The sequence below is a fragment of the Segatella copri genome (genome assembly GCF_026015295.1).
In the GTDB taxonomy this organism is placed as follows: Bacteria; Bacteroidota; Bacteroidia; order Bacteroidales; family Bacteroidaceae; genus Prevotella; species Prevotella copri_C.
In genome coordinates this window covers 1,161,132-1,182,275 of sequence record NZ_JAPDUW010000001.1, presented here as the reverse complement: position 1 = coordinate 1,182,275, position 21,144 = coordinate 1,161,132, and the positions used below count along the sequence as shown (strand labels likewise).

26 protein-coding genes are annotated in these 21,144 nt (G+C 40.7%); 12 read left to right on the top strand and 14 right to left on the bottom strand.

The genetic code is table 11. From position 1 onward, the window contains the following. Positions 1 to 53 precede the first annotated feature (53 nt). Entirely contained in the window at positions 54 to 362 is a 309-nt protein-coding gene (locus ONT18_RS05025; RefSeq protein WP_008145366.1) for a helix-turn-helix domain-containing protein, read from the bottom strand. 82 nt (positions 363 to 444) lie between these two features. Further along, entirely contained in the window at positions 445 to 756 is a 312-nt protein-coding gene (locus ONT18_RS05020; RefSeq protein ID WP_008656559.1) for a helix-turn-helix domain-containing protein, read from the bottom strand. A gap of 397 nt (positions 757 to 1,153) precedes the next feature. Between ONT18_RS05020 and ONT18_RS05015 the strand changes: the two genes are divergently transcribed. The 4 genes from ONT18_RS05015 (at position 1,154) to ONT18_RS05000 (ending at position 3,960) form a co-directional block, all read left to right on the top strand. After that, on the top strand, positions 1,154 to 1,636 hold the full coding sequence (locus ONT18_RS05015; RefSeq protein WP_153085319.1) for a DUF3408 domain-containing protein: 483 nt from the start codon (positions 1,154 to 1,156) through the stop codon (positions 1,634 to 1,636). Positions 1,637 to 1,820: 184 nt separating this feature from the next. Beyond that, the gene (locus ONT18_RS05010; protein WP_264904410.1) at positions 1,821 to 2,234 is read left to right on the top strand and encodes a MobC family plasmid mobilization relaxosome protein; all 414 of its coding nucleotides are present in this window, start codon (positions 1,821 to 1,823) and stop codon (positions 2,232 to 2,234) included. Further along, a complete protein-coding gene (locus ONT18_RS05005) occupies positions 2,231 to 3,181 on the top strand; it encodes a relaxase/mobilization nuclease domain-containing protein (protein ID WP_264904409.1) in 951 nt (316 codons plus the stop codon). Before ONT18_RS05010 ends, ONT18_RS05005 begins: the two co-directional genes overlap by 4 nt. Before the next feature lie 32 nt (positions 3,182 to 3,213). Next, the gene (locus tag ONT18_RS05000) at positions 3,214 to 3,960 is read left to right on the top strand and encodes a hypothetical protein (protein WP_264904408.1); all 747 of its coding nucleotides are present in this window, start codon (positions 3,214 to 3,216) and stop codon (positions 3,958 to 3,960) included. Positions 3,961 to 4,678: 718 nt separating this feature from the next. Here the strand turns inward: ONT18_RS05000 and ONT18_RS04990 are convergent. The 12 genes from ONT18_RS04990 to ONT18_RS04935 all read right to left on the bottom strand — a co-directional run bounded on the left by ONT18_RS04990 (position 4,679) and on the right by ONT18_RS04935 (position 14,961). Beyond that, positions 4,679 to 5,299, bottom strand: coding sequence for a CatA-like O-acetyltransferase, family 2 (locus tag ONT18_RS04990; RefSeq protein WP_117678571.1), 621 nt, complete (start codon positions 5,297 to 5,299; stop codon positions 4,679 to 4,681). A gap of 33 nt (positions 5,300 to 5,332) precedes the next feature. Beyond that, positions 5,333 to 5,503 carry a hypothetical protein gene (locus ONT18_RS04985; protein ID WP_264904407.1) on the bottom strand — a complete coding sequence of 57 codons (171 nt, stop codon included), beginning with the start codon at positions 5,501 to 5,503 and terminating at the stop codon, positions 5,333 to 5,335. 77 nt (positions 5,504 to 5,580) lie between these two features. Further along, positions 5,581 to 6,219, bottom strand: coding sequence for a hypothetical protein (locus ONT18_RS04980; RefSeq protein WP_153085949.1), 639 nt, complete (start codon positions 6,217 to 6,219; stop codon positions 5,581 to 5,583). A gap of 160 nt (positions 6,220 to 6,379) precedes the next feature. Continuing rightward, positions 6,380 to 6,775 (bottom strand): hypothetical protein, encoded by a 396-nt coding sequence (locus ONT18_RS04975; RefSeq protein ID WP_264904406.1) that lies wholly within the window; start codon positions 6,773 to 6,775, stop codon positions 6,380 to 6,382. Positions 6,776 to 6,805: 30 nt separating this feature from the next. After that, positions 6,806 to 7,246: a hypothetical protein gene (locus ONT18_RS04970; protein ID WP_217762295.1), complete on the bottom strand. Its 441-nt coding sequence runs from the start codon at positions 7,244 to 7,246 to the stop codon at positions 6,806 to 6,808. Positions 7,247 to 7,867: 621 nt separating this feature from the next. Continuing rightward, complete coding sequence (locus ONT18_RS04965) at positions 7,868 to 8,362, bottom strand: hypothetical protein (protein WP_264904405.1); 495 nt, start codon at positions 8,360 to 8,362, stop codon at positions 7,868 to 7,870. Between the two features lie 34 nt (positions 8,363 to 8,396). After that, entirely contained in the window at positions 8,397 to 9,245 is an 849-nt protein-coding gene (locus ONT18_RS04960) for a hypothetical protein (RefSeq protein ID WP_264904404.1), read from the bottom strand. A gap of 42 nt (positions 9,246 to 9,287) precedes the next feature. After that, positions 9,288 to 9,500, bottom strand: coding sequence for a helix-turn-helix domain-containing protein (locus ONT18_RS04955; RefSeq protein ID WP_118119347.1), 213 nt, complete (start codon positions 9,498 to 9,500; stop codon positions 9,288 to 9,290). 328 nt (positions 9,501 to 9,828) lie between these two features. Further along, entirely contained in the window at positions 9,829 to 10,911 is a 1,083-nt protein-coding gene (locus ONT18_RS04950; RefSeq protein ID WP_118119345.1) for a site-specific integrase, read from the bottom strand. Between the two features lie 124 nt (positions 10,912 to 11,035). Next, entirely contained in the window at positions 11,036 to 11,968 is a 933-nt protein-coding gene (locus tag ONT18_RS04945; protein ID WP_153082826.1) for a helix-turn-helix domain-containing protein, read from the bottom strand. A gap of 1,020 nt (positions 11,969 to 12,988) precedes the next feature. Next, positions 12,989 to 13,630 carry an RloB family protein gene (locus tag ONT18_RS04940; RefSeq protein ID WP_176452280.1) on the bottom strand — a complete coding sequence of 214 codons (642 nt, stop codon included), beginning with the start codon at positions 13,628 to 13,630 and terminating at the stop codon, positions 12,989 to 12,991. 5 nt (positions 13,631 to 13,635) lie between these two features. Beyond that, positions 13,636 to 14,961 (bottom strand): AAA family ATPase, encoded by a 1,326-nt coding sequence (locus ONT18_RS04935; RefSeq protein ID WP_264904403.1) that lies wholly within the window; start codon positions 14,959 to 14,961, stop codon positions 13,636 to 13,638. Positions 14,962 to 16,116: 1,155 nt separating this feature from the next. Here ONT18_RS04935 and ONT18_RS04930 point away from each other — a divergent pair. The 8 genes from ONT18_RS04930 to ONT18_RS04895 all read left to right on the top strand — a co-directional run bounded on the left by ONT18_RS04930 (position 16,117) and on the right by ONT18_RS04895 (position 20,762). Continuing rightward, positions 16,117 to 16,494: a single-stranded DNA-binding protein gene (locus ONT18_RS04930; RefSeq protein ID WP_006846538.1), complete on the top strand. Its 378-nt coding sequence runs from the start codon at positions 16,117 to 16,119 to the stop codon at positions 16,492 to 16,494. A 432-nt stretch (positions 16,495 to 16,926) separates the two neighbouring features. Then, complete coding sequence (locus ONT18_RS04925) at positions 16,927 to 17,277, top strand: hypothetical protein (RefSeq protein WP_264904402.1); 351 nt, start codon at positions 16,927 to 16,929, stop codon at positions 17,275 to 17,277. Between the two features lie 20 nt (positions 17,278 to 17,297). Next, positions 17,298 to 17,879, top strand: a complete 582-nt coding sequence (locus ONT18_RS04920; protein ID WP_218413442.1) for a hypothetical protein — start codon at positions 17,298 to 17,300, stop codon at positions 17,877 to 17,879. A 172-nt stretch (positions 17,880 to 18,051) separates the two neighbouring features. Further along, positions 18,052 to 18,804 carry a ParA family protein gene (locus ONT18_RS04915; protein ID WP_264904401.1) on the top strand — a complete coding sequence of 251 codons (753 nt, stop codon included), beginning with the start codon at positions 18,052 to 18,054 and terminating at the stop codon, positions 18,802 to 18,804. A gap of 5 nt (positions 18,805 to 18,809) precedes the next feature. Beyond that, on the top strand, positions 18,810 to 19,154 hold the full coding sequence (locus tag ONT18_RS04910) for a hypothetical protein (RefSeq protein ID WP_264904400.1): 345 nt from the start codon (positions 18,810 to 18,812) through the stop codon (positions 19,152 to 19,154). Between the two features lie 140 nt (positions 19,155 to 19,294). Then, positions 19,295 to 19,801, top strand: coding sequence for a hypothetical protein (locus tag ONT18_RS04905; protein ID WP_264904399.1), 507 nt, complete (start codon positions 19,295 to 19,297; stop codon positions 19,799 to 19,801). Positions 19,802 to 20,091: 290 nt separating this feature from the next. Then, positions 20,092 to 20,430 (top strand): type II toxin-antitoxin system RelE/ParE family toxin, encoded by a 339-nt coding sequence (locus ONT18_RS04900; protein ID WP_264904398.1) that lies wholly within the window; start codon positions 20,092 to 20,094, stop codon positions 20,428 to 20,430. 2 nt (positions 20,431 to 20,432) lie between these two features. Next, the gene (locus ONT18_RS04895; protein WP_264904397.1) at positions 20,433 to 20,762 is read left to right on the top strand and encodes a helix-turn-helix transcriptional regulator; all 330 of its coding nucleotides are present in this window, start codon (positions 20,433 to 20,435) and stop codon (positions 20,760 to 20,762) included. Positions 20,763 to 21,144 lie beyond the last annotated feature (382 nt).

The following is a 21,144-nucleotide window of genomic DNA, read 5'->3' as shown; positions in this document are numbered from 1 at the left end:
ATACGTTGTCGCCTTGTTCATTTCACCCCACTCATCAAGGACATGTATTTCTCCTACAAGCCCTTCATTCTGTACGCCTCACGATAGTTAGCCATCAGAATCTTCTGAATGTCGGACTCGCGGTAGAGTATCTTTCCGCCAAGCTGGATATACGGGATGACACCGTTGTTTCGGTAGTCCTGCAGGGTTCTTCGGCTCAGTTGCAGCCTGGCACAAAGCTCCTTGTCCGTCATGAAGCGCTCACCGCCAAGCATGGGGCGGTAGTTCATCACGGCACGTTCAAAATTGTCAACCATTCGGTTGAGGTGGTTCACGATGTGGTTCATCCACTCGCTGTTTCTTGTCATTACTTCATTGCTCATAGTTGTCTCGTTTTATTGTTGATACTTACGTTACTCGGTTTACTTGCTGCATTGGATTAAGTGGCTGTTGTATATTGACAGCCTAACCTGTGCGCTTGCGAAAGCGCATGTCCTTTTTCTTGTCCTCCACTACTGCTACGATAGCCATCACGTCCTCCGGCTTGTAGTAGGTCTTGTGGCTGATTTGCGTATAAGCCAAAGTTCCGTTGTCCCGAAGCGTCTGCACTGTCCGTGGGCAGATGTTGAGCGTCTGACACACGTCCTGCGTGTCGAGCCACTTGTTCATGGTCTTGTCCTCACTGCGCTCACGGATTCTGTCCATGCGCTTCACGAAGTTCTCCAACTGGGCATCAAGATAGTTGAATGCCTCTTCCTCGAATACGATGAATCCCATACTTTTCTTTTTTCTAAGTTAATACTATGTTATATGTCGCAAAGCTCCACGCATATGCTGTGCTCCACGTTTGTGAGTGCAAAGATAAGGCACGGCAATCTAAAAACAAGCGTTTTCAATTTCTGTGGCAGTATGTTGCCGGGGTTTGCCGACTTCAACGCCAAAAACAACAAGAAAAACTTGCACGACTGCAACGAATACATGAACAATGATGAGTTGAGAAATACGTTGAAGTTCTCACAACTATCTCGGTATGCAAATAAGCAAGCCACAACTAAATTGCCACGTTACACCCAATCAGTTGCATGGCTGCACTCAGTACACTTACTTTGCACCCGACAATCGGTCAATGGTGCAAACCGTGACCACTATACTAACAAATAAAACAGCATAAGCTATGGCAAGAACAAAAGATGCAGTCTTGACTCCTGAGCAAAAGGAGCTGATGGAAAAAGAGTATTTGGATTTTGTTAAACCATCTACGTATGGCAACAAAGCCAATCCAAGTAGTTGTAATTCTCTCTATGATGATGTAGAGAACCCAGAGTTGAGAGCAATTGTAGAGAAAGTTGCTGCAACAACTCCCTATAGAGAGGAAACATCAACGAACGAGGCTCAATCGCCACCGAATCCGCAGAAGCGCATCAGCGGCAAGCAGCGCAAGGCGACATTAGAGGAGTATCAGCAGACCTTCCTCCAAGTTCCAAGGATTGACGACCGCAAGCCAGTCTTCGTCAGTTCCGATGTACGAGACCGTCTTGATCGTGTCGTCCGCATCCTCGGAGGGAGACGCATGAGCGTATCGGGCATCATCGAGAACATCGTGCGCCACCACCTAAGCCTTTATGAAGAGGACTTCGAGGCTTGGCGCAAATTGTGAGAATTAAGGTCTGCGACTTTGGACGTGGATAGCTGAAAGGCTGTAGTTCCAACTAACGTGTTCTGAGAGAGAGCGAGGTTATGTTTTGGGAACCCCAAAACGCCTCGCTCCACCATGAGGGCGGAGATTTTTTGCTCCCAACGGTCGCAGAAAGTGAGTGTACCAACTGTAAACAGTGTATAGAATGACAAGCATACATGAACAGGACAAGAAAAAGGGCGGAAGACCGCCCACAGGCAGGGTTCGCAAGCTGTCGAAGTCTGTCACGGTGAAGTTCTCGAAGCCAAGCTACGAGGCACTGAGGCTGAGGGCGAGAAAAGCCAACCGCAAGTTGGCAGAGTACATCCGTGAGTCCGCCTTGAACGGCGAGGTGGTCAGCGGACACAACGCAGAGACGGTAGCCATCGCCAAGAACCTCATTGGCATGGCGAACAACCTCAACCAACTTACCAAGCTGTCGCATCAGAGAGGTTTCCATGAAACTCATGTGTATTTGGTGGACTTGTTGAGAAGATTGAAAGCAATCCTTGGCGAGTATCGCCAAGCAAGTTATAAACCGAAGCCAAGTAGTATGGGCAGAAAGGAGGATACCACATGATAGGCAAGCTAAAGAAGGGCAGCTCATTTGGTGGTTGCATCCGCTATGTTACAGGCAAGGACGAGGCGAAAATCATCGCCTCGGATGGTGTGTTACTCGGCACGAATGCCGAGATAACGCAAAGTTTCGAGCTACAGAGGCAGCTAAATCCAAGGATTAAGAAGCCTGTGGGACACATTGCATTGAGCTTCAAACCCGAGGACAAGCCACGTTTGACGGATGAGTTCATGGCTAAGATAGCCCTTGAATACATGCAGATGATGGGCATCACCGATACCCAATTCATCATCGTAAGGCATCACAATACGGACAATCCACATTGTCATATCGTGTACAACCGCATTAATAACGAGGGCAAACTCATATCAGACGCCCACGATTACAGGCGTAACGAGCAAGTGACCAAGGCTCTAAAATTCAAGTATGGATTGACTTACGGAACTGACAAGAGCAAGACTAACACTCGCAAATTGCGCAATGCGGAGCGTGCAAAATACGAGATTCACAATGCAGTCAAAGATGCCTTGAAAGTCACTGGTAGTTGGCAGAAGTTCAAGAATGAACTTGCAAAACGAGGTGTTCTCTTGGAGTTTGTCTATAAGGACAAGGAGCGAACCAAGCTTCAAGGCATCCGTTTCTGCAAGGATGGATATAGCTTCAAGGGTACGCAGATTAGCCGAGAATACAGCTTTGTCAAGTTGGATGCAAGACTTGGCACAGAGTATAATCGTGTATCGCCAAGAGTCGAATCTATGCAGGGAGGACAACCAAGTTGTCACCAAGTAGAACAGACTCAACCAACGGCAGAACATACCCAAGACCCTTGGAGTGGTATTTCTTCCATCGGCTTGTTCGCTCCGTCTAATGCCCAAACTTATGAGCCATTCCCAGAGGATGAATCCGCCAAGAAGAAAAAGAGAAAACGCAGAAAGGGCTTCAGCCTTTGATGCAAGTTACAAACTTAAAATTAGAATCGAACATGAAAGAAGAACTATTGGAAGCCATCTACGGCACAGTTGAGAGATTGGAGCAGAAAGTTGATGAACTTTCTGTCTCCACAAAGAACGCAGGAGCGGAAACCGTTCCTGCAAGTAATGACATAACCAAGTTGGATAAGTCAATCAATGCGATGTTTATCAAAGAAGAGGAAGTCAGAGGTAAAATATCCAAATTAAGAGATGCCATTATCGTTTTTGCCGACCTTATTAAGGTTGAACTTGGCAAAAATGAGCAGCGAAGCAAGTTCTTGGTTGATGCAGTCAAGCAGATGAGACAAGGGAATGATGTTTCCTCGAAGGCATTGCAGGACAAACTTGAAGTGTTGAACAATTCACCTCAAAAGAAGGTTGTAACCCATCGCTTCGAGCCAACCTCAAAGAATATTCTTCTTTTCATAGGTGGCTTGGCTCTATCTCTTGTCATTTCCATTTGGGGCAATCTCACCCAATGGCGAGAGCACCAAGATTGGGAGGAGGCAGATTTGAAGTATAGGGCATTGAAGATGGTGCTTCCATCCGACGATCCCAATGTTCGATACATCGAAAAGAACTTTTCTGTATGCCCAAATAAAGAAGTTATTGAGAAAGTGAGAACTCATGTAAATATTTACGAGGACTCAATTCGCTATCATAACGAAATGATACAGATGGCAGCAATTAAAGATAGCATTGCTAATAGCCTATTTAAAGAGGTGAATGAAATTAAAAAGAAAATTAATCAGAAATAATAGACAACGACCAACGGGTACAAGCACATTCTTCGCTTCGAATCGGGTAGGAGGTAAATGCTAATCATAAAAGGCAGTTGCCTCCTATTTTCACATTTACCGACCTCCCACACCAGGCTTATTAGGGACTTGCCCCATTAGATAAGCTCATGCCGAGCATACCAACAAAAAAAACGTGGGTAATCATAGGCTTATCCACGGATTTTTATTTAAATGGAGAAAATAGTATAAATCTTCATTATTGGGAAAACTATACTGAACAAAATGCAAATAAACTGCATTAAACTATAACAGTGATAGCATGACACAGTTTAGCTTACACTCTCAGAGCAGAGGCTACCGTCACAAAGAAAGGACTCTCCATTATCGCTACAATAAATCAAAGAACGTATGAAACGAAAAGACCCATTGAAGAATCTTACGAATCAAACAAGAGCAAACGTATCATTTTTGATGATAAGCTCTCCAAATGGAACTATCTCGTCAAATGTTGCTCTTAACCGCAGAAAACTGCGGAAGTTATTTTTTACACATTACATAATCCGGATTTTTGTCTAATTTTTCCTGTATATTTTTTTGTTTTTGTTTTCCACAGATGTATGAGAAGGCCATCCTGCAATAGGGCCGATAGCTAGAACTTTGGCATAATTATAAAGAGACTCTGCATCGTGTTCTGTCCAGGAACGAAGTATCAATCTTTGTTTTTCCATATTCATCGCTACACAAGTAATTTATTGATTTCCTGCTGCAGGCGATCCAGGAACTTTGCAGCATGTGCCCCGTCCATTTGAGTGTGGTGGAATTGGAATGAAACCGTTAGTGTCGTTCTGAAGAAACCTTTATGGTACTTGCCCCATATCATAAACGGATTGTTGAAGATACCGCTGTACATACCTACCGCACCGTCAATTTCATATTGGGCCAGTGCGGAAGTCCCTATTACCATGCTTTCTGTCAAATCGTGGTTCTCACAGCTTCGGGCTACTTCCGTTGTCAATTTCAGATAATCTTCATTGAATAGCTGCAAATCATCAGAAAACGGCACATCACATGAACTGACCTCATTGTCCTTGTTCATAACAATGGTATTAACCGCAATAGCATCATATTGCATCAATTTGTCTCCGACAGGCAGCATATAAAATTCCTTGATACTGCTTGCCGCTTTGCCGATGCACCAGCACATCAGCATATTGAATTTCATACCTGACTTTTTGCTGATTTTAACAAGACGACTGACATCCAAAATCTTGAAAAACGTAACCATTGGCATCGGGGCTTTCATCCAAAGCTCAAATGCATATGCACGGGTGGTTTCTTTGGGATTTATTTCTCTCATAGTGCTTAACTTCATATTTTTATCGTTTTTATACTACAAAAATAACGTTTTATTTTGATAATCCATCCAAATCCCTTGAATATCTGCTGTATTCCGTCGTAATTTAGACAAAATAGAAATATAATCTGCAAAAATGGAACTAAGCAATTGATTTTCCACCCACGAAAGATGCATGTTTGCAATGAATATATGTTCTTTTGCCATACTCTTGAAATGACAAAACCGGATAATTGCACAGAGTTGTGGAAAATAACAATGCTGTTATGCCGATTATATCCAACCTACACAACAAATAGCATAAAACTTCCGAAATCTGTACCACCATAAGGATATAAAACCATTATATCTTTTTTATGCTGGCATACTGAGGCCATAGATATAATTACGTCTTGATTTTCCCCATACCTATTCTTTATGGGAAGCAAAGCCCTTTCCAAGAGGTTCACAATCTCGCTTTTTGCAAAGGTACTACCATGTTGTATTAGGAAGTTTTGGAAATCATATATTCCTGAAAACAAGAATCTAATTGCAGTCTTTAAATCTTCAAAAGTTTCTATTTCTATAACGCCCAAGAACACGATGGTATTGTTGCTTATGGGAACACTCCAAGTTTGGATTTCTTCACTGAAATAAAATCCAGTCAAATCAAAATGAAAAGTTTTTCTTACCAACAAACTGTCTTTAAGTTCATTGGAATGCGTAACCAATATGTAATGAGCATTAGGATTTGCCTTATATAATTTCTCTGCAAAGGAGGTGTAATCATCATCTTTTGCATCTCCTATATAGTCATAGTCTATCAAGCGAACGTCAATTTGTGGGTTCATGCCAAACAATGCCTTTATTTGGGAAGGCATACTGACAGTAGCGTCCTCTCCTATGGATTTAAATTTCGTAGAAAGCAAAATATCGTTGTTCATGATTTCTTACTTGGTTTATTCTTCGTTTTGAACAATTATTTTGAAATGAATAGGAACTGGTGGATTTTGGTTATTGAAATAGTTTTCAAATAACTTTTGCTCATCATCATCATTGACGACACCCCTATAATTAGTTCCTTGGGATTCACAAAGCTACGTCCTATGTATATGAGGACATCAGGATATTCTTTGCCGAGGCGCAATCTGGCATTTTTATCCAGTCCTCAATCTTCATGATTATCTGTCCGTCTTTGCTACATACCCATTGGAAGTCTTCTGCAATTTCTTTCACTGCGGATTTTAGTTCATCATAAAGCATAGAGGGTAAGTTGCTTTTGTTATTTTTTACTAAGCACTTTAGCCTTTTTATATCATCCTTGTTTTGTACTTTTGAAATGAGTCTCAGTTCTTTCACCAATTTAACATTTATCTGTTGGATGTCAGACAATATCCAGTCGTTAATGGAATCTTTCAATAATTCTTTTATGGGATACTGTATGGTGTTTTCCTTCTCTATTTTGAACCGATTGAGTTGTTGTATTTTCTGTTCTTCCATAATCTTTGTTTTTGAATCCACGATTTCCAGTTACCTATGATACAAGCAATACCCCCTCCTGTAGTCTTGGGGAGATAATCTTTTTTTGTTTTCAAACGCCATTTTATAGTCTCTCATATACCATTCCCATGCTTCTTGCATTACATAATTTTTGTCATATAATATCCAAATTAACCTGTCCCATTCGTAGTTCGAGGCTTTGGGAACCATCGTTACTTTACTTCCTTTTTTACCGCTTGGACGATTGGCTTTTACTTGATACCTTATATTTCTATAAACGAAATCCGTCCCTTTGGCAACAGCAGTTTTATCTTTCATGTAGTCAGAATATTCTTTTTCAGACATACCAACCAACATTGCAGCATCATATTCAGAAATGGAACTTGTAATAGACGGTGCAACCCCAAAACTTGCTTGCCATTGTAACGCAATATCTACCAGTTTATCTCTTAACTTTATTTTTTCTTCCATAGTTGTGTAAAATTGAACTTGCAGATTTACAATTCCACAGAAAGTGAATGTTTATTATAGTATAATACAAAAAAACTAATTCTTGCGAAAGTAGAACAGGTCTCCGCATGAAGAACTATCCTTATCGTTATAATGGAAGAATAATAGTTGTGGTATCGAATCCTTCATATTGATTTTTTTGCTACTTCTTGTTTCTACATTATAGATGCAAATATTGTTAGAGGAAATCTTTACGGAATAAAAGTTGTTCAATCCAGTATATTCTCCGAATAAATTTCCATTTGTGAAGAACCTAATAGAAACTAATGCTCGTTGAGCATCTTTATACTGACCAGACAATACTGTTTTTTGTAACACCTCAAACATTCTGCTGCTTACTTGTAATGAGCCCAAATATCTGTAGTTGTAATCATTGACCATGTTGTCAGAAGTTATCTCCATGGAGAGCGTCATAGAATCATTTTTCGATTTTAAACATAGCATTTCTAATTCATCCTCTATGCTCTCCACAGAACAATTACACATTTCGTTTGTGGAGGAATTCGTTTTTTTGCAACCAACGAACAAAATACATAATGATATATATATGCTGATAGTTATAAATTTCATCATAGTCAATTCTTAATATTTATCTAAACCTTCAAAAGAAACATTTGAAATATTGTGGCTTTCAATGAGTTCTTTAACTCGTAAAGAACAAACTATAGCCCCACTATCTTTCAAATAAAAGAGTTCTTCTCCATTCCACGAGGTGAAATCTATTTGGAAAGTCCCATAAATATGGTCTCCGTCAGAATCATGTTCACAGATAGAATCTATTTGCGCTTTTAACAGAGCATAGTATTGCAACCTTGAACCATATATTTTTATGGGGATAAAAGAAACTCCCTTTACTCCATTATTTTCCAACAAATCTTTGAAGTTATCGGAAATAAATCTTAATGGTCCTTGGTCACCTATGAAGTCATAAAATACATCTCCTTCATCGATGTGGAAGAGATTGTTGTCTTTTACATGTTGTAAATCAGGAAAAATTTGAAAAGGGTCGTAACTAACATCAGCTTGTAGCCTAACTTGCCTTTTCTTATGTCCTAACATTATAGTTGTAAAATTCATAGTGCTATCGAATTTGTAATCCGTACTCCAATGATTATGATTCACACAAGTCTTTGCATTTCTCCCAATGGACATCAAATTCCTCTTTGCTAATCAACATATTGGTTTCTATCGAATACAAGTCATATTGCAGGATGATGGACATCGGAGGATTGGACTTAGTAAAGTCTTCTGGCACACATTCATCTTCCTCGACATTGACGAAGGTATAATTTCCATCTGAAGATATGGTAACCGCTTTCAGCACTCTCACGCCATCGTATTCGCCATAGCAAATCGTGTTGAACACCTTGATTTTAAAATAGACTTCACATACTAAAATGCCATTCTCGTTAGTTCTATATGGGAGCGACTTCTTGAGTTCAAGGAGTATGTGAGCAAATGCCAACAAAAGTGTTTTCTTTGCTTTCTTAGCAGGGATTATCAGACTGAAACCCTGCCCTAATTCACCATGCCTATCTATTACAATTTTTACGTAAGGCGCTTTCTGGGCAATAATTGTATTTATGTCTTCTATTGCTTTGTTCCAAGTCTCTACAATATTGGGGAGAACCATATAAATACAGCAACAGAGGTGAAACTCCTTGATTTCAGGCTTGTATTGAATGAAGAAATTTCCCAAAGAAAAAGACTCAAACAATGGGTCACCAATCATCCGAAAATCATTTGGAGAATTCGGACAAATGGTTCTCAGCATATTAACTCTCTTTCGGAACCATCGTTCATGTCGATTGAAATATCTCTGAACAATATCAGCAACAACCACGACACAAACTATTATAACTATTCCGACAGTTTCCGAAAATGCATGAGTAAGAGCTTTTAGCCCCAATATGATGCAAATGCACCATAATACGAATAAGCCAAGTTTTTTGATTATCATAAGGCAATTCACTAACTATTGTTTGACATTGTCTTTCATTTCCTATATAGTGGTACGCTCCGTCTCATCCGTAATTAGTTCTTTCATATCCACAGACAATAACTGCGCAATTTCAAGAAGTGTGGTAAGGTTGGGTTGAGAGCGGTTGCATACATAAGCATTGACCGTACTGAAACTTCTTCCCAACTTCTTTGCAAGCCATGTTTGGCTTATCCCTTTGTCCTCTAAGACTGCTCTTATGCGATTTAACTTCATGTTTTTATCGTTTTTACGCTACAAAAATAACGTTTTATTTTGATAATCCATCCGAATCCATTGAATATCTGCTATATTCTTCCGTAATTTAGACAAAATAGAAATATAATCTGCAAAAATGGAACTAAGCAATTGATTTCCCAATATGGCAAGATACATATATGCGTTTATGAATATGTTCTTTTTGCCATACTCTTAAAATGACGTTACATGAAAATTACTGTTGGTAACTACTCTTTTACCTTTGCAAAGACTAATCTTAATATTTTGTAAAATCACAGCATAAAATGTTGTTTTTCAGAAATTAGATTTAACTTTGCACTCGAAATCAAAGCGTTCTTTGTATATTGCAAAGTTGTGAAAGAAAAAGAATATAGCTCGTTTCTAAATCGTTAGCAGTCACATTCTTTAAAATACTCAACTCGCTGATATTCAATAAATAAAAGAATTTACTGTGACTCAAGCAATGGAATGAAAATGGCTTAGTGATTCCAGCCTTCTTCAACCATGCTTTAAGGGGATGGTTAATCATGCTGCGCTTCAATCCCTTGAACACGATACCCGTGCTTGGTTCACCACATAGTTCGTATGCCTCGTTGCTGATAGGCAAGGTTGCCTCGGTCTGAGTCTTCTGGGTACGAATACGCAAGCAATAGCCTTGGTCGGGAGCTATCTCGAAGTCTTCCCAACGCAATTTTAAAATGTCGCTGATTCGCAATCCTGTGAGGCAAGCAAAGAGGGAGGCAGACTTCAGTACAGGTATATCGCAAGGAGTAGCTGCCAACTGCTTTACTTCATCGAGGGTAAGAAACTCCTTCTTTACATCTTGTGGCTCAATCTTGTCCAGATAGTCATTGATGTTCTCACGCAGCCACTTGTCACGATAGGCGATTTTTAAGAGACCACGGAAAGTAGAGTAGTAACCTGCTGCAGAGTTGAGAGATACCTTTTGTTTTGTTCGATTCAACTGATTTGCATTCAGAAGATACTCTCTGAACTTTTTGCAAAGTTCCACTGTCACATCCCCAAATGTACAATGACCTTGAACAAATTTGAAGAAATGCTTGTAGACACATGTCCACTTGTCATCTTTCTTATGTGTCATCTTCTCAAAGTATGCCAAAAAATCAGCTTTCTGTCGTGTTTTGTCCAAAAAACCAAATTCTTCATTGATGAGTGATTGGGTTCTGATACAACGGATGGCCTCTGCTTTGTTGAGCATATCTGTATTAAACTCACGTTCCATCTCATTCTTTGGATGAGCATAGATATAGATACCTAAATATTCCCTGCGACTCATTTGCATAGTCTCAGGGTTGCGTACTGGTGGATAGAAATCCAAATAAAGAGAAATACGGTCGTTTTTAATCGCTCTTTGGCGAAGAGAAACTCTTGTACATGTATTTACCATGATGTTTACTTTTTATAATGTGATACTTATGTTTCATATATGATCCCGTATTAAGAGATCTTTGAAATCGATTGCAAAATAATAGAGTTATGTAATGGGGTACAACTTAACCTTTTGATAACCGCTAAATAACCTTAGGCTTGCCGATAGCTTTCTCTAAATCTCGCTTGGAAATCTTGATATACTTGCCAATCTTCACCTTTTCAATAGCGTATTTCTTGATACGCTTATAAATCTGGTCCTGACTTAAACCATACAACTTCATGGCCTCCGGTATTGTATAATAAAGCTGGTCTTCTACGGATTCACCTTTTGCCATTTGTACATGACGTTTGGAATACAGGACATTGTTACCTTCCATTTTTCTTGGAATAGCATTGTGACTAACGAAACTATATACGGCTGTTTTCGTCATACAATATTTCTGTTGAATGTCCATAACAGTCATCCATTCACTGATGGTTGGATCTGGAGACAGGTGTGCAAAATAATCATCCACCTCTTTCTTGTTCCAATATACTCTTCCTTGTATGGATATTCTTGAAATCTTGACTTTCTTGACTATCTCATAGATGGCGGTCTCATAAGTGTTGTGGACTTCTGCAATTTCCTTGGCAGAGTAATATTCTGGAACAGGTAGCTCTCGGTTTGCATGAACTGCTTCTTTTGAAGCACTTTTTTTTGTGGTGTATGGCAAACTATCAACAAGATAATCTATATCTCGCTTTCTGATTAAAGATAAACGAGAAGTAATCTTGGATGCTCGCAACTTACCACTATACACCATATTATATATGGTCTGTCTGCTTAGTCCCAAAAGTATAGCGACCTCTTGAATAGTGAGGTATTCTTTAACGAGGATTTCAGACATGGATTTCTCGGAAGCTTTTCGGTGGCTCATTGTCTCAGCCATCTTTACTTTCTCCTCACGTCTTGCTGCCTTATAGGCATAACTGTTGCATTGCTTGGAGCAATAACGAGTTGTGGATTTTGATGCATAGAAGCTCTTCCCACAATACTCGCAAATTTTTAGAATTCTTTCTTTGCTTGCTGTCATTTGTACGCTTTTTATACTTTTTTACTTAATTTATTGTAGAAAAAGTCGTCTGTCATTACTCCGTTTATTTTCAATAGTCTTATATCATCGTCCATCATTGTCCAAAACTCTCGGCAATCTTGCACTCATTTGCCAAAAATGGAGTCTCAAATTATTACTTTTGAAAAGTGGAGGTACAAGAGCGGTACAAAAAGGTGCTAAAAAAAGCCTTACCATTGATTATAACCAATAGTAAGGCTAAAAAGAAAGGTGCTCATTTTGAGCACCTTAACTATCATTTGTTGTCGATATTAATCGTTGTTTATCACGACTTATTTTCCGATGCACCATACGTAACCAACTGAATAACAGTTGTTTAGTATATGGTTGAGCCATATGAAAGCCGGGCTAAAATGTAAGGATTTTTATCTCTTTAATTATCTGATATTCAGTGCTTTTTAGTCCTACTTTCCTACTTTTTTCAAGTATCTTTTTAAGCCCTTTTCTACGCCTTTCACTTTCCCACGCAAATAATGAATGTCGTTGATTTCCAATCGGTTAAGTACTGACGTGCTATTTGCGAGCCGCTTTCCTTCTGAATGAAAAGAATGTTGATTATCAGCTACTTACGATTTTCGTATTTTCACTTGGTTTCACTTGATTTCATTCATTTTGTATGTCATATATCTTTACAAACAACCATTTTTAGGGGTTGAAGATTTAACATATTTAACCTTTGTAAACACTCAAAATCTGCATTTTCGTGCTAAAACGTGGTTTTTTATCATTTTTGAGAGGTCGGCTTTTATCTGAATAAATCTGCCATCGTCAGCTGGCATTGGATGTCATCAGAATAGCCGCCTGGCGCAAGTCCATAGGAGGTGATCATCGTGATGAGTACCGTTTTTTCGGTGCCTGTTTCCCTGATGAAGGTCTCCCTTCGGTTGCGGATGCGGTTGTCCTCTTCTTCTGTAATAACGTAAGGGACGCTGGATTATTGCATCGTCTTGGAATGTATCTCACGACTTATCTGTACGGTCATTATCTGTCCATGATGCTTTTTGCGAGTAAATATACTCTGGTTCCAGTAGTCTGTGGCCATCTGTCTTTTGGGTTTATATCCAGCTTTTCTGCTCTACATATAGCCTCTTCGACATGTGGAAGTAAGATGGATGGATCATAGTCTGATTCCTGATAATGTCCCATCAGTTTTCGAAGATGATATTTCGTCCATGTACCATGAGTTGACAAGCGAGGATTTTCAAAGAGGTTTTTCTTGTCCTCTTCCGAATAATCTTCGATGTCTTCAAGGTGCAATATCAACCAAAGTTCGAAACATGGATTGCTCATGCAAAATCTGAGATTGCTGTTTTGCTGACATAGCTGTGCAATGTCGGCAAGCATCTTTTCCTTCCAGTCGTCACGGTCAATTACAATCCATAGTTGATCATCGTCCAAGATGTTGTATTCATCCATGAAATCCTTAATCTGACGATGAACATTGGCTGGATTAGAGTTGTCATCTTCTCGGTTAAGAACAACCAGCTGTACATTAGTTGCACATAGTTCCTGGCGCATAGCCTCGAAGTAAATGTTCTCGGTTGCTCTTCCTTCGGCAGCTATGACAATGAGTCGAGAAGATTTAACTCCTTCTATTCGTTGAAAGTCTTTTCTTTGTCTCATAGCTGTTACCATTTTAATTGACTTATAGGCGCAAAGAACGGAATGGCTCCATAGCGTCCTAAAAGATAACCCTTGCGGACATCTTCACGAGGCTTGAATTCTGCCAAGGATGTAAGATGAGACGCTCCATCCTTTCCCTTCTCGACAAACCAGACTTCATCAGCTCTGATAAGGTCGAGGTTGAGCAGGTTACATTCATGGGTGGAGAAGATGAACTGAGTGTCTCTTCCTGACTCCAGTCCTGAGAAATAGCACTCTAAGATTTTCTGCGAGAGCATCGGGTGCATACTGCGGTCAATCTCGTCGATGAGATAGTCAACTTCATTTTGCTTCAAATCGATGAGCATTGGGATGAAGTCGAGCAATCGGATGCTGCCATCAGATTCTTCGCTCAGATCAAAAACAACTTCTGTGCCGGAAGTAAGATTCCGGTGAACAGCCTTTTGCTTGTAAATCTCATATCCTCCGTTGGCATTTACCTCGAAAAGAAGCATTTCGCCTCCAACTGTGGCAGCCATGCTGTACGCCTTGCCGTTCTTGGCCTTGCTGAGTATGTTGTCAAGTAAATCGGAAGATAAGTTTACATCCTCTTTCTTGATTTTGTACAGGCGCACGTCTGAAATGCCCGTGTTGAAGTAGGCAAGAAGCGAGCGAGTCGTTTCCTGCAGCTCGTCATTGTTTTCAGTAAGGAAAGAAATTCCCTGCAGGCGTGTGCTTGGGAAGATGATCTTCAAGCCGTCTGCAAACCAGTTCTTGGCCATGCGTATGGTTTCAAGTCCCTTGCCGTTTCTGCGCACATACTCTGAAAGGAAGCTGAAATCAGAAGGAGTACTGTGGGCGATGAACTTCAGCAGCATGGATGTTTCTTCGTTTCCATCCACCTTGCCAAACGTGAACTCGTTGCCGTCTGCAGTAACCTTTCTGGTGAAAACTTCCTTGTCGGTACGGCTGTTGATTTCAAACAGCCATTCCTCCTTGATTCCTCCGATGTTGAACTCCATGCCATAGGCGAAGCACTTACCCTTGGTCTTGAACTCGATTTCGACCTTAGAGTTTTTCTCTTCGGTATCAGCAAGCTTGAAAGGTTCCACCTTGCTTTGCGGAAAGCTTCCATTGGCTATCTGCTGGAGCAGGGCAATGGCCTTGATGACGTTGCTCTTTCCGGAAGCATTGGCACCATAAACGATACCAGCCTTCAGAACAGAAATGTCATCACGCTTCTCTGCACGGGAAACGTGAGACGGATGGGCATTGCTCTTACCAGCCACAAAGCTGATTTGAGTCTCATCCTTGATGGAATATATATTTTCAAATGTAGCTCTAAGTATCATAACAATGTCATTTTCTTATTAATACTGATGCAAAGATAAGCTTTTTCTTCGAAAAATGTATAGTTTGATGTCGAATACTTGCAAAAATATTGCATAATTAACACAAATTAGCTGATTTAAGACCTTTTGCTTGTCAAAAGCTGTCGCTATTTGTGGAAGTTACTGGTTGTATAAAAATGCATTTATCCTGCAAAAACTCCAAAATGTATCGATAAGTCGTGGAAATCTATTGAAAAACGATAGATTTCCACGACTTATCGGCATGTTTTTGCGATTTTTATCCTAATATGGATGAGTTTTCCTCTCCATTTCGAATAACTATTCTTGCATTTCAGCAAGGAAAAATAGATTCTCCCAAAATCCTTGATTATATGTTATAAACAAGTTTATTTCGGCATATATACATATATGTTTTTTTTAAACTTGTAAACTTCCTGGTTTGAGTGGTTGTAAGAGGGTAGTGGTTTACTATTTGAGTTTGAAAGAACATGTATAATACATGGGTAAACTTAAACCTTAAACTTGTATGCGCCGTAAGCTTTGCCTTGGCTGCTCTTTAGCTGGTTCAAGGCTTTGCCTTCTTCTCCTTGCTGAAATTCCGTAGTCCTTCTCTTCAGTTTCGCTTGTTGCCAAGAGATATTGGTTGAGCTTGCCTCTTGTCTCAGGCATCATGCTTCTCAGAACTGCTTCCCTCTACATGCTGATGCTTACCCTTGGCAGTCGTAGGTCAGATCGTTCTGTCCTTCGCTTAGTCTTATTCATGTTCATGATGAAGTTTGAGTTTTCCTGCCAGTCTCTTGAACTTATAAGCCATCTTGCGCAACCAGTTTGCTTGAACAAACATCGAGGAGGATGCAGCTTTCCTTTACCCAACCAACTGCAGATATTTTCTACTCATCCTTTTCATTCATATTTTTGGACGAAGCATCCACACTTACTTTTTCCGCTGCAAAGTTAGTGCAAGCCACATTTCTGCAAGTACCAGGTGCCTTATTCTCTGAATTTTTTCAAAAACTTTTCCGTCTGCTGCTCATCCAAAAAACTTTTCTTGCCCAAGGGTGAAATAATTCTATAATTCCTTGCTTCCTATGTTTTCCTTGCCAACTCTGATAGCATCGTAAAAAATAAATGTTTCACTTCTAAAAATATTGAATTATGAAAAAGATGGAAAATTCTTTCGCAGTAACTGGTTTCGTAGGTAAGGATGCAAGCATCCATCAGTTTACAACCGCAAGCGTAGCTCGCTTCTCACTGGCCATCAGCCGCAATGAGAAGAATGGCGATGAAAACTCTCGTACTTCTGCCTTCATGAATGTAGAGGCTTGGCGCAAGAACGAGAATACCTCTTCATTCGACCGCCTGGTCAAGGGAGCACTCCTCACTGTAGAGGGCTACTTCAAGCCAGAGGAATGGCAGGATGCCGAGGGAGTCAAGCACAACCGAGTGATTCTCGTAGCCACCAAGTTCTACGAAGCTGTTGAGAAGGAGAATGCTCCTGATTCTCAGCAGGGCAAGACCCAGAAGGATAAGTAAATCCTTCTCTCCAGATAAAAGAGCGGCCTTCGGGTCGCTTTTTTTGTGCTTATACTTCTTGTCATTTTAATCATTCTGCTTCATTTTAATACCCTATTAAAACGATGCAAAACCGTCAATAACCAACAGATATACAACAGGTTTTTCTATTTTATGCTTATACTTTTCCTTGCTGAAAGGATAGCCAGTTATAGGAGGATTTCATTCATCGACTTCTGGGAATCGGTAAGAATTCTGTTGCGAAGGTAACGGTTCTGTCTTATCTTTACAAGGTCAGGGCGCTGCTTTGCTGAAAAATCTCCACACCATTCGGGTAGTATTTTGCAGACAAAACCTTGTATGGATAGCCATAACACCTTCTGGATGCAACATAATTTTTAACCATCCCCGAAGTAGTTGATCTACGAAAGGGAGATAAAATCAGATGGCATTATGACAACAATGAAATCAATTCTCAGCCGACTAACCCAGGCGGTGAACGGCACAGACAAGGAACTCTTCAGTGAGCAGGAGTTGAACCAGTTTGCTTCATCCCATCTTGACAAATGGGATGAGAACACAAGCGAGGACGTGGTGGCAGAGTCTTTCGTGGACTATTGGTGGAACACCGACAGGGCTTGCAGACGATGCTCTGAATGCGGCAAGCTGATGCGTGAGGGTTATTGTGCAGACATGGGAGTAGCCTACTATTGCAGCAAGGACTGTCTGCATAGCGACTTCACAGATGAGGAATGGGCAGAGGAATGTGAATCCAACGACCAGAGTTATTATACAGAATGGTAATCAAATAAATATACAAGACAATGGCTAATCAGGCAACAACAACCTATAAGGTTACAGGAACCCAAAAGGCAGTAAGCAACCTTTGGAACACCCTTCAGCGCATGGAGGTGAACAGCAGGAACATCTGGCTGGATGACCTTGCAAAGCACTATGGAATCGACTATCAGAAGAAGCACATCTGTGTGCGTGGTCACATCTACTGGGCAGAGTATGAGGAGGATGAAGACACCAGTCTGCTTTCCTTCGAGACCGAAACTGCCTGGGATGCTTGCAATGACCTCTTCTTTGAGATAAACCGACTCCTGGATGATGAACTGAGCATTTCCTACAGATGCTGCGAGTGTGGATGTGAGGTCTATTACACCCACGATGAAGGCGATTATTTTCCCGAAGAATGTTGTGTCAGCGCATCCGGCGAACCATTCGAGGATTGTTGTGATGATGTTTACGGCACTATCGGAGAAGCCATCAGGGAATGGACTTCCAAGACCGGCATTGAGCAGGGAGAGCGAACCGATGAGCAGATGATGGACTTCATCAATGAATATGAGTATGAGGACGATGACACCTATTTCTACATCCGCACCTTCACTTTTGAATAAATGATACCTCAAATCCTGACGTTTCCCCTGACACTTTGGGTTGTTAGGGGAAGCGTGAAGGAACTTTCGCCAGATACCCGTACCTTTGTACACGTTAATACATGTAGCCACGTACACGTGGAGCCATGTACACATGAATACGTTAATACATATATACAAAAGATTTTATATTATGTCATTGAAAATCATTACATTCGCCAATCATAAAGGTGGCGTTTCGAAGACCACCTCTACAGCCTCCATCGGGGCTTGTATGGCACGTATGGGCAAGAAAGTCCTGCTCATAGACCTTGACGGTCAGGCAAATCTTACCCTGTATTTCATCCTAAATGAAAATGAGGTGCAGGCAAGTATCTTTGACTCTCTGGTTGATGGCGCACCCCTGCCAGTGAAGCACGTCAGGGAGAACCTCGACCTCGTTCCTTCCTCCCTCGAAATGGCAAGCGCAGAGATTGCCTTGACCAATCTCCTGGCAAGAGAACAGCTGCTGAGCCGACTGCTCGAACCCGTGAAGCAGAACTATGACTACATTCTCATAGACTGTCCTCCATCTTTGGGAATCGTTACCACAAACGCTTTCCTTGCTGCAGATGAAATCATCGTTCCAATGACTCCAGAGCTTCTTCCTCTGAAAGGAATGCGAATGCTCGATTCCTTTGTCTCGACCTTGCAGCGAGTGAAGCCGAACCTCAGATTGGGAGGAGTCTTTATCGCCAGATTCAACCATCGCAAATTGAACAAGGTGGTTGAGCAAGCCGTGAAGTCCCGTTATGAGACTATTACCATGCAGACTCGCATCCGTGAAAACATCGCCCTGGCAGAATCGGCAGGCAGCGGTCAGAGCATCTTTGAATACGACCCTCAGTCGAACGGAGCGAAGGACTATCAGGCATTGACAGAAGAAATTATCTCACGTAATCAGTAAAGACTATGGCAAAGAAGAATATGGACATCCTGCTTGGCAACATTCTCGGAAAGGCTGCTATTCATCCGCAGGACAGATTTGACAAGTCTCCTGGGAATCCTCAGGAGCAACAGATTTCTGCTCCCAGCCCTCAGACAGAGAGCGATTCGCCCAATGATGAACCCTGGCGACATTTCTCCTTTATCTGCTCAAAGGAACTCGTTGACAAGGTTCAGAGCATCGCCCGAAAGGAAGGTTTCACCATCCGCTCCTTCATGGAATACGTCATGAAACAAGGCGTTGAAGCGTATGAGTCGAAATATGGTAAGGTCAAGAAAATCAGGACTAAAACCATCCGGGAAGTCATGTAGAAAATGTGGATGTGTAGCCATGTACACATGAATACATTGATACACATGTACGTTGATACATATATACATATAGACGTTGATACATGTCCACATGTGGATATGAATACAATGAAATTAAATAACATCAAAAATGAAAAGTCATGAAAATGAAAAAGTATCTTTCAATCGCCATCCTTCTGATGATGATGGCTTCACCTGTAGTATTCACCTCTTGCGGCAATGATGACCCGATGGAGGAGGTCGAGAGTCCGGAAACAAAACTGGACGTTTGGACAGAGCCTTACCATATCATGGGTGCAAATGTGGATGAGATCAAGAGCTATATGGCTCAATCCATGAAGCGTTACCGCCAGGTAGCTGAGACTTCCGGCGACAACATCCAGTTGACCTATATGACAGGGCAGGGTAGTGAAGGCGTTCTTTACAGTTTCTCCCGTCTTGACGGTTCTCTTTATTCTGTCATTGATACGGAGCGAAGTGTGAACCGTGGGCTTGTCATTGACTATCTGAAGAAGCATTACACGCTTGTTTCAGCCGATGAAGCCAGCCTGCAGTACTGTTTCACCAACCAGGACAAATCCATGGTGATTACAACCATGAAGGTTTCAGACACCTATTTCAATGTGAACTATTCATTGGTTTATTGATTGAGAAAAATAATATTTCCACCATCAGAACTTCGTGCTCTGGTGGTGGTAGTTTTAGATGTCTTTATGTGCTTGAAGGAGCATCCAGCACTTTGTTGTGCTAAACTTTTTATGTCGACTCTAAGACTTTAGAATTATTTTCTTCATTCCAATTTACCCATTATATAAGTTTCCTATGCGTAATTACTTGCTATGGAAATGTTAAAAATGGGATATATAACTCATTTAAACGCAATTTGTTTCTTGATTATGAAACATTTTGCTTATCTTTGCAAATAAATTGAATATGTATGGCACATAATATTTTTCGACTTGTCTTGACTGACGAGGCACAGAACTTTATTGAAAGTTTACCCGAAGCGGTATCCTATAAAATCTACTACAACATCAAGCGTGTTGCAGGTGGAGAACGCAACAAGGAACTTTTCAAGAAGTTGGAAAATTCGGAGATATGGGAATTTCGTACATTGTACAACAAAACTGCTTATCGTTTGTTTGCTTTTTGGGACAAAGACAAAGATACATTGGTAATTGCCACACATGGCATCATCAAGAAAACTCAAAAAACACCAAACAAAGAAATTGCGAAAGCAGAAGCTATTAGAAAAGAATATTTTAAAAACAAATGATTATGGCACAGATGAATCTTACTCCATTGGACGATGTGCTTGACAAGCACTTTGGAAAAGTTGGCACTCCAAAACGTGACGCTTTTGAAAGTGATGTGGACGAAGCTTTACATGCTTACCGTTTGGGAGAAGCCATTAAAAAAGCTCGTTTAGAGCAGAACTTGACCCAAGAACAACTGGGTGAGCGTATAGGTGTGAAAAGAGCACAAATCTCTCGATTAGAAAAAGGTTACAGCATAACTATACCTACTATGAGAAGAGTATTCAAGGCTCTTGGTGTAGTAACTGCAACTGTTGATTTAGGTATTGCAGGAAAAGTGGCATTGTGGTAAAACTTCATAGCGAAGTCCTCTTTGGTATTAAAAACAGAGAGGACTTTTAACATTTAATCCTCCGGTGTTGAACCTTCATATCGGGGTGCTATGTGGTACATATTATTTATATGATATCACTACTGTCTCGATAAAGTGAACTAATCGCTCTTTGAATTAATCGAAATTCTGTCTTTTGCAAGTGGTTCAAAGGGGACGACGATTTGAATTTGTACTTTTGCAGTTATTAATGATATTGCACAATGAATTAAGCGATCGACTTATGAGGTACTTCAGATTCTAAACATTTTGCTCATGGATAAGATTCCACTCACAGATTTCTTCGAAAGGACAGATTTCAATAATATCAAAGGACTTGATAGTCTCATCTTTCCGAGGTTAT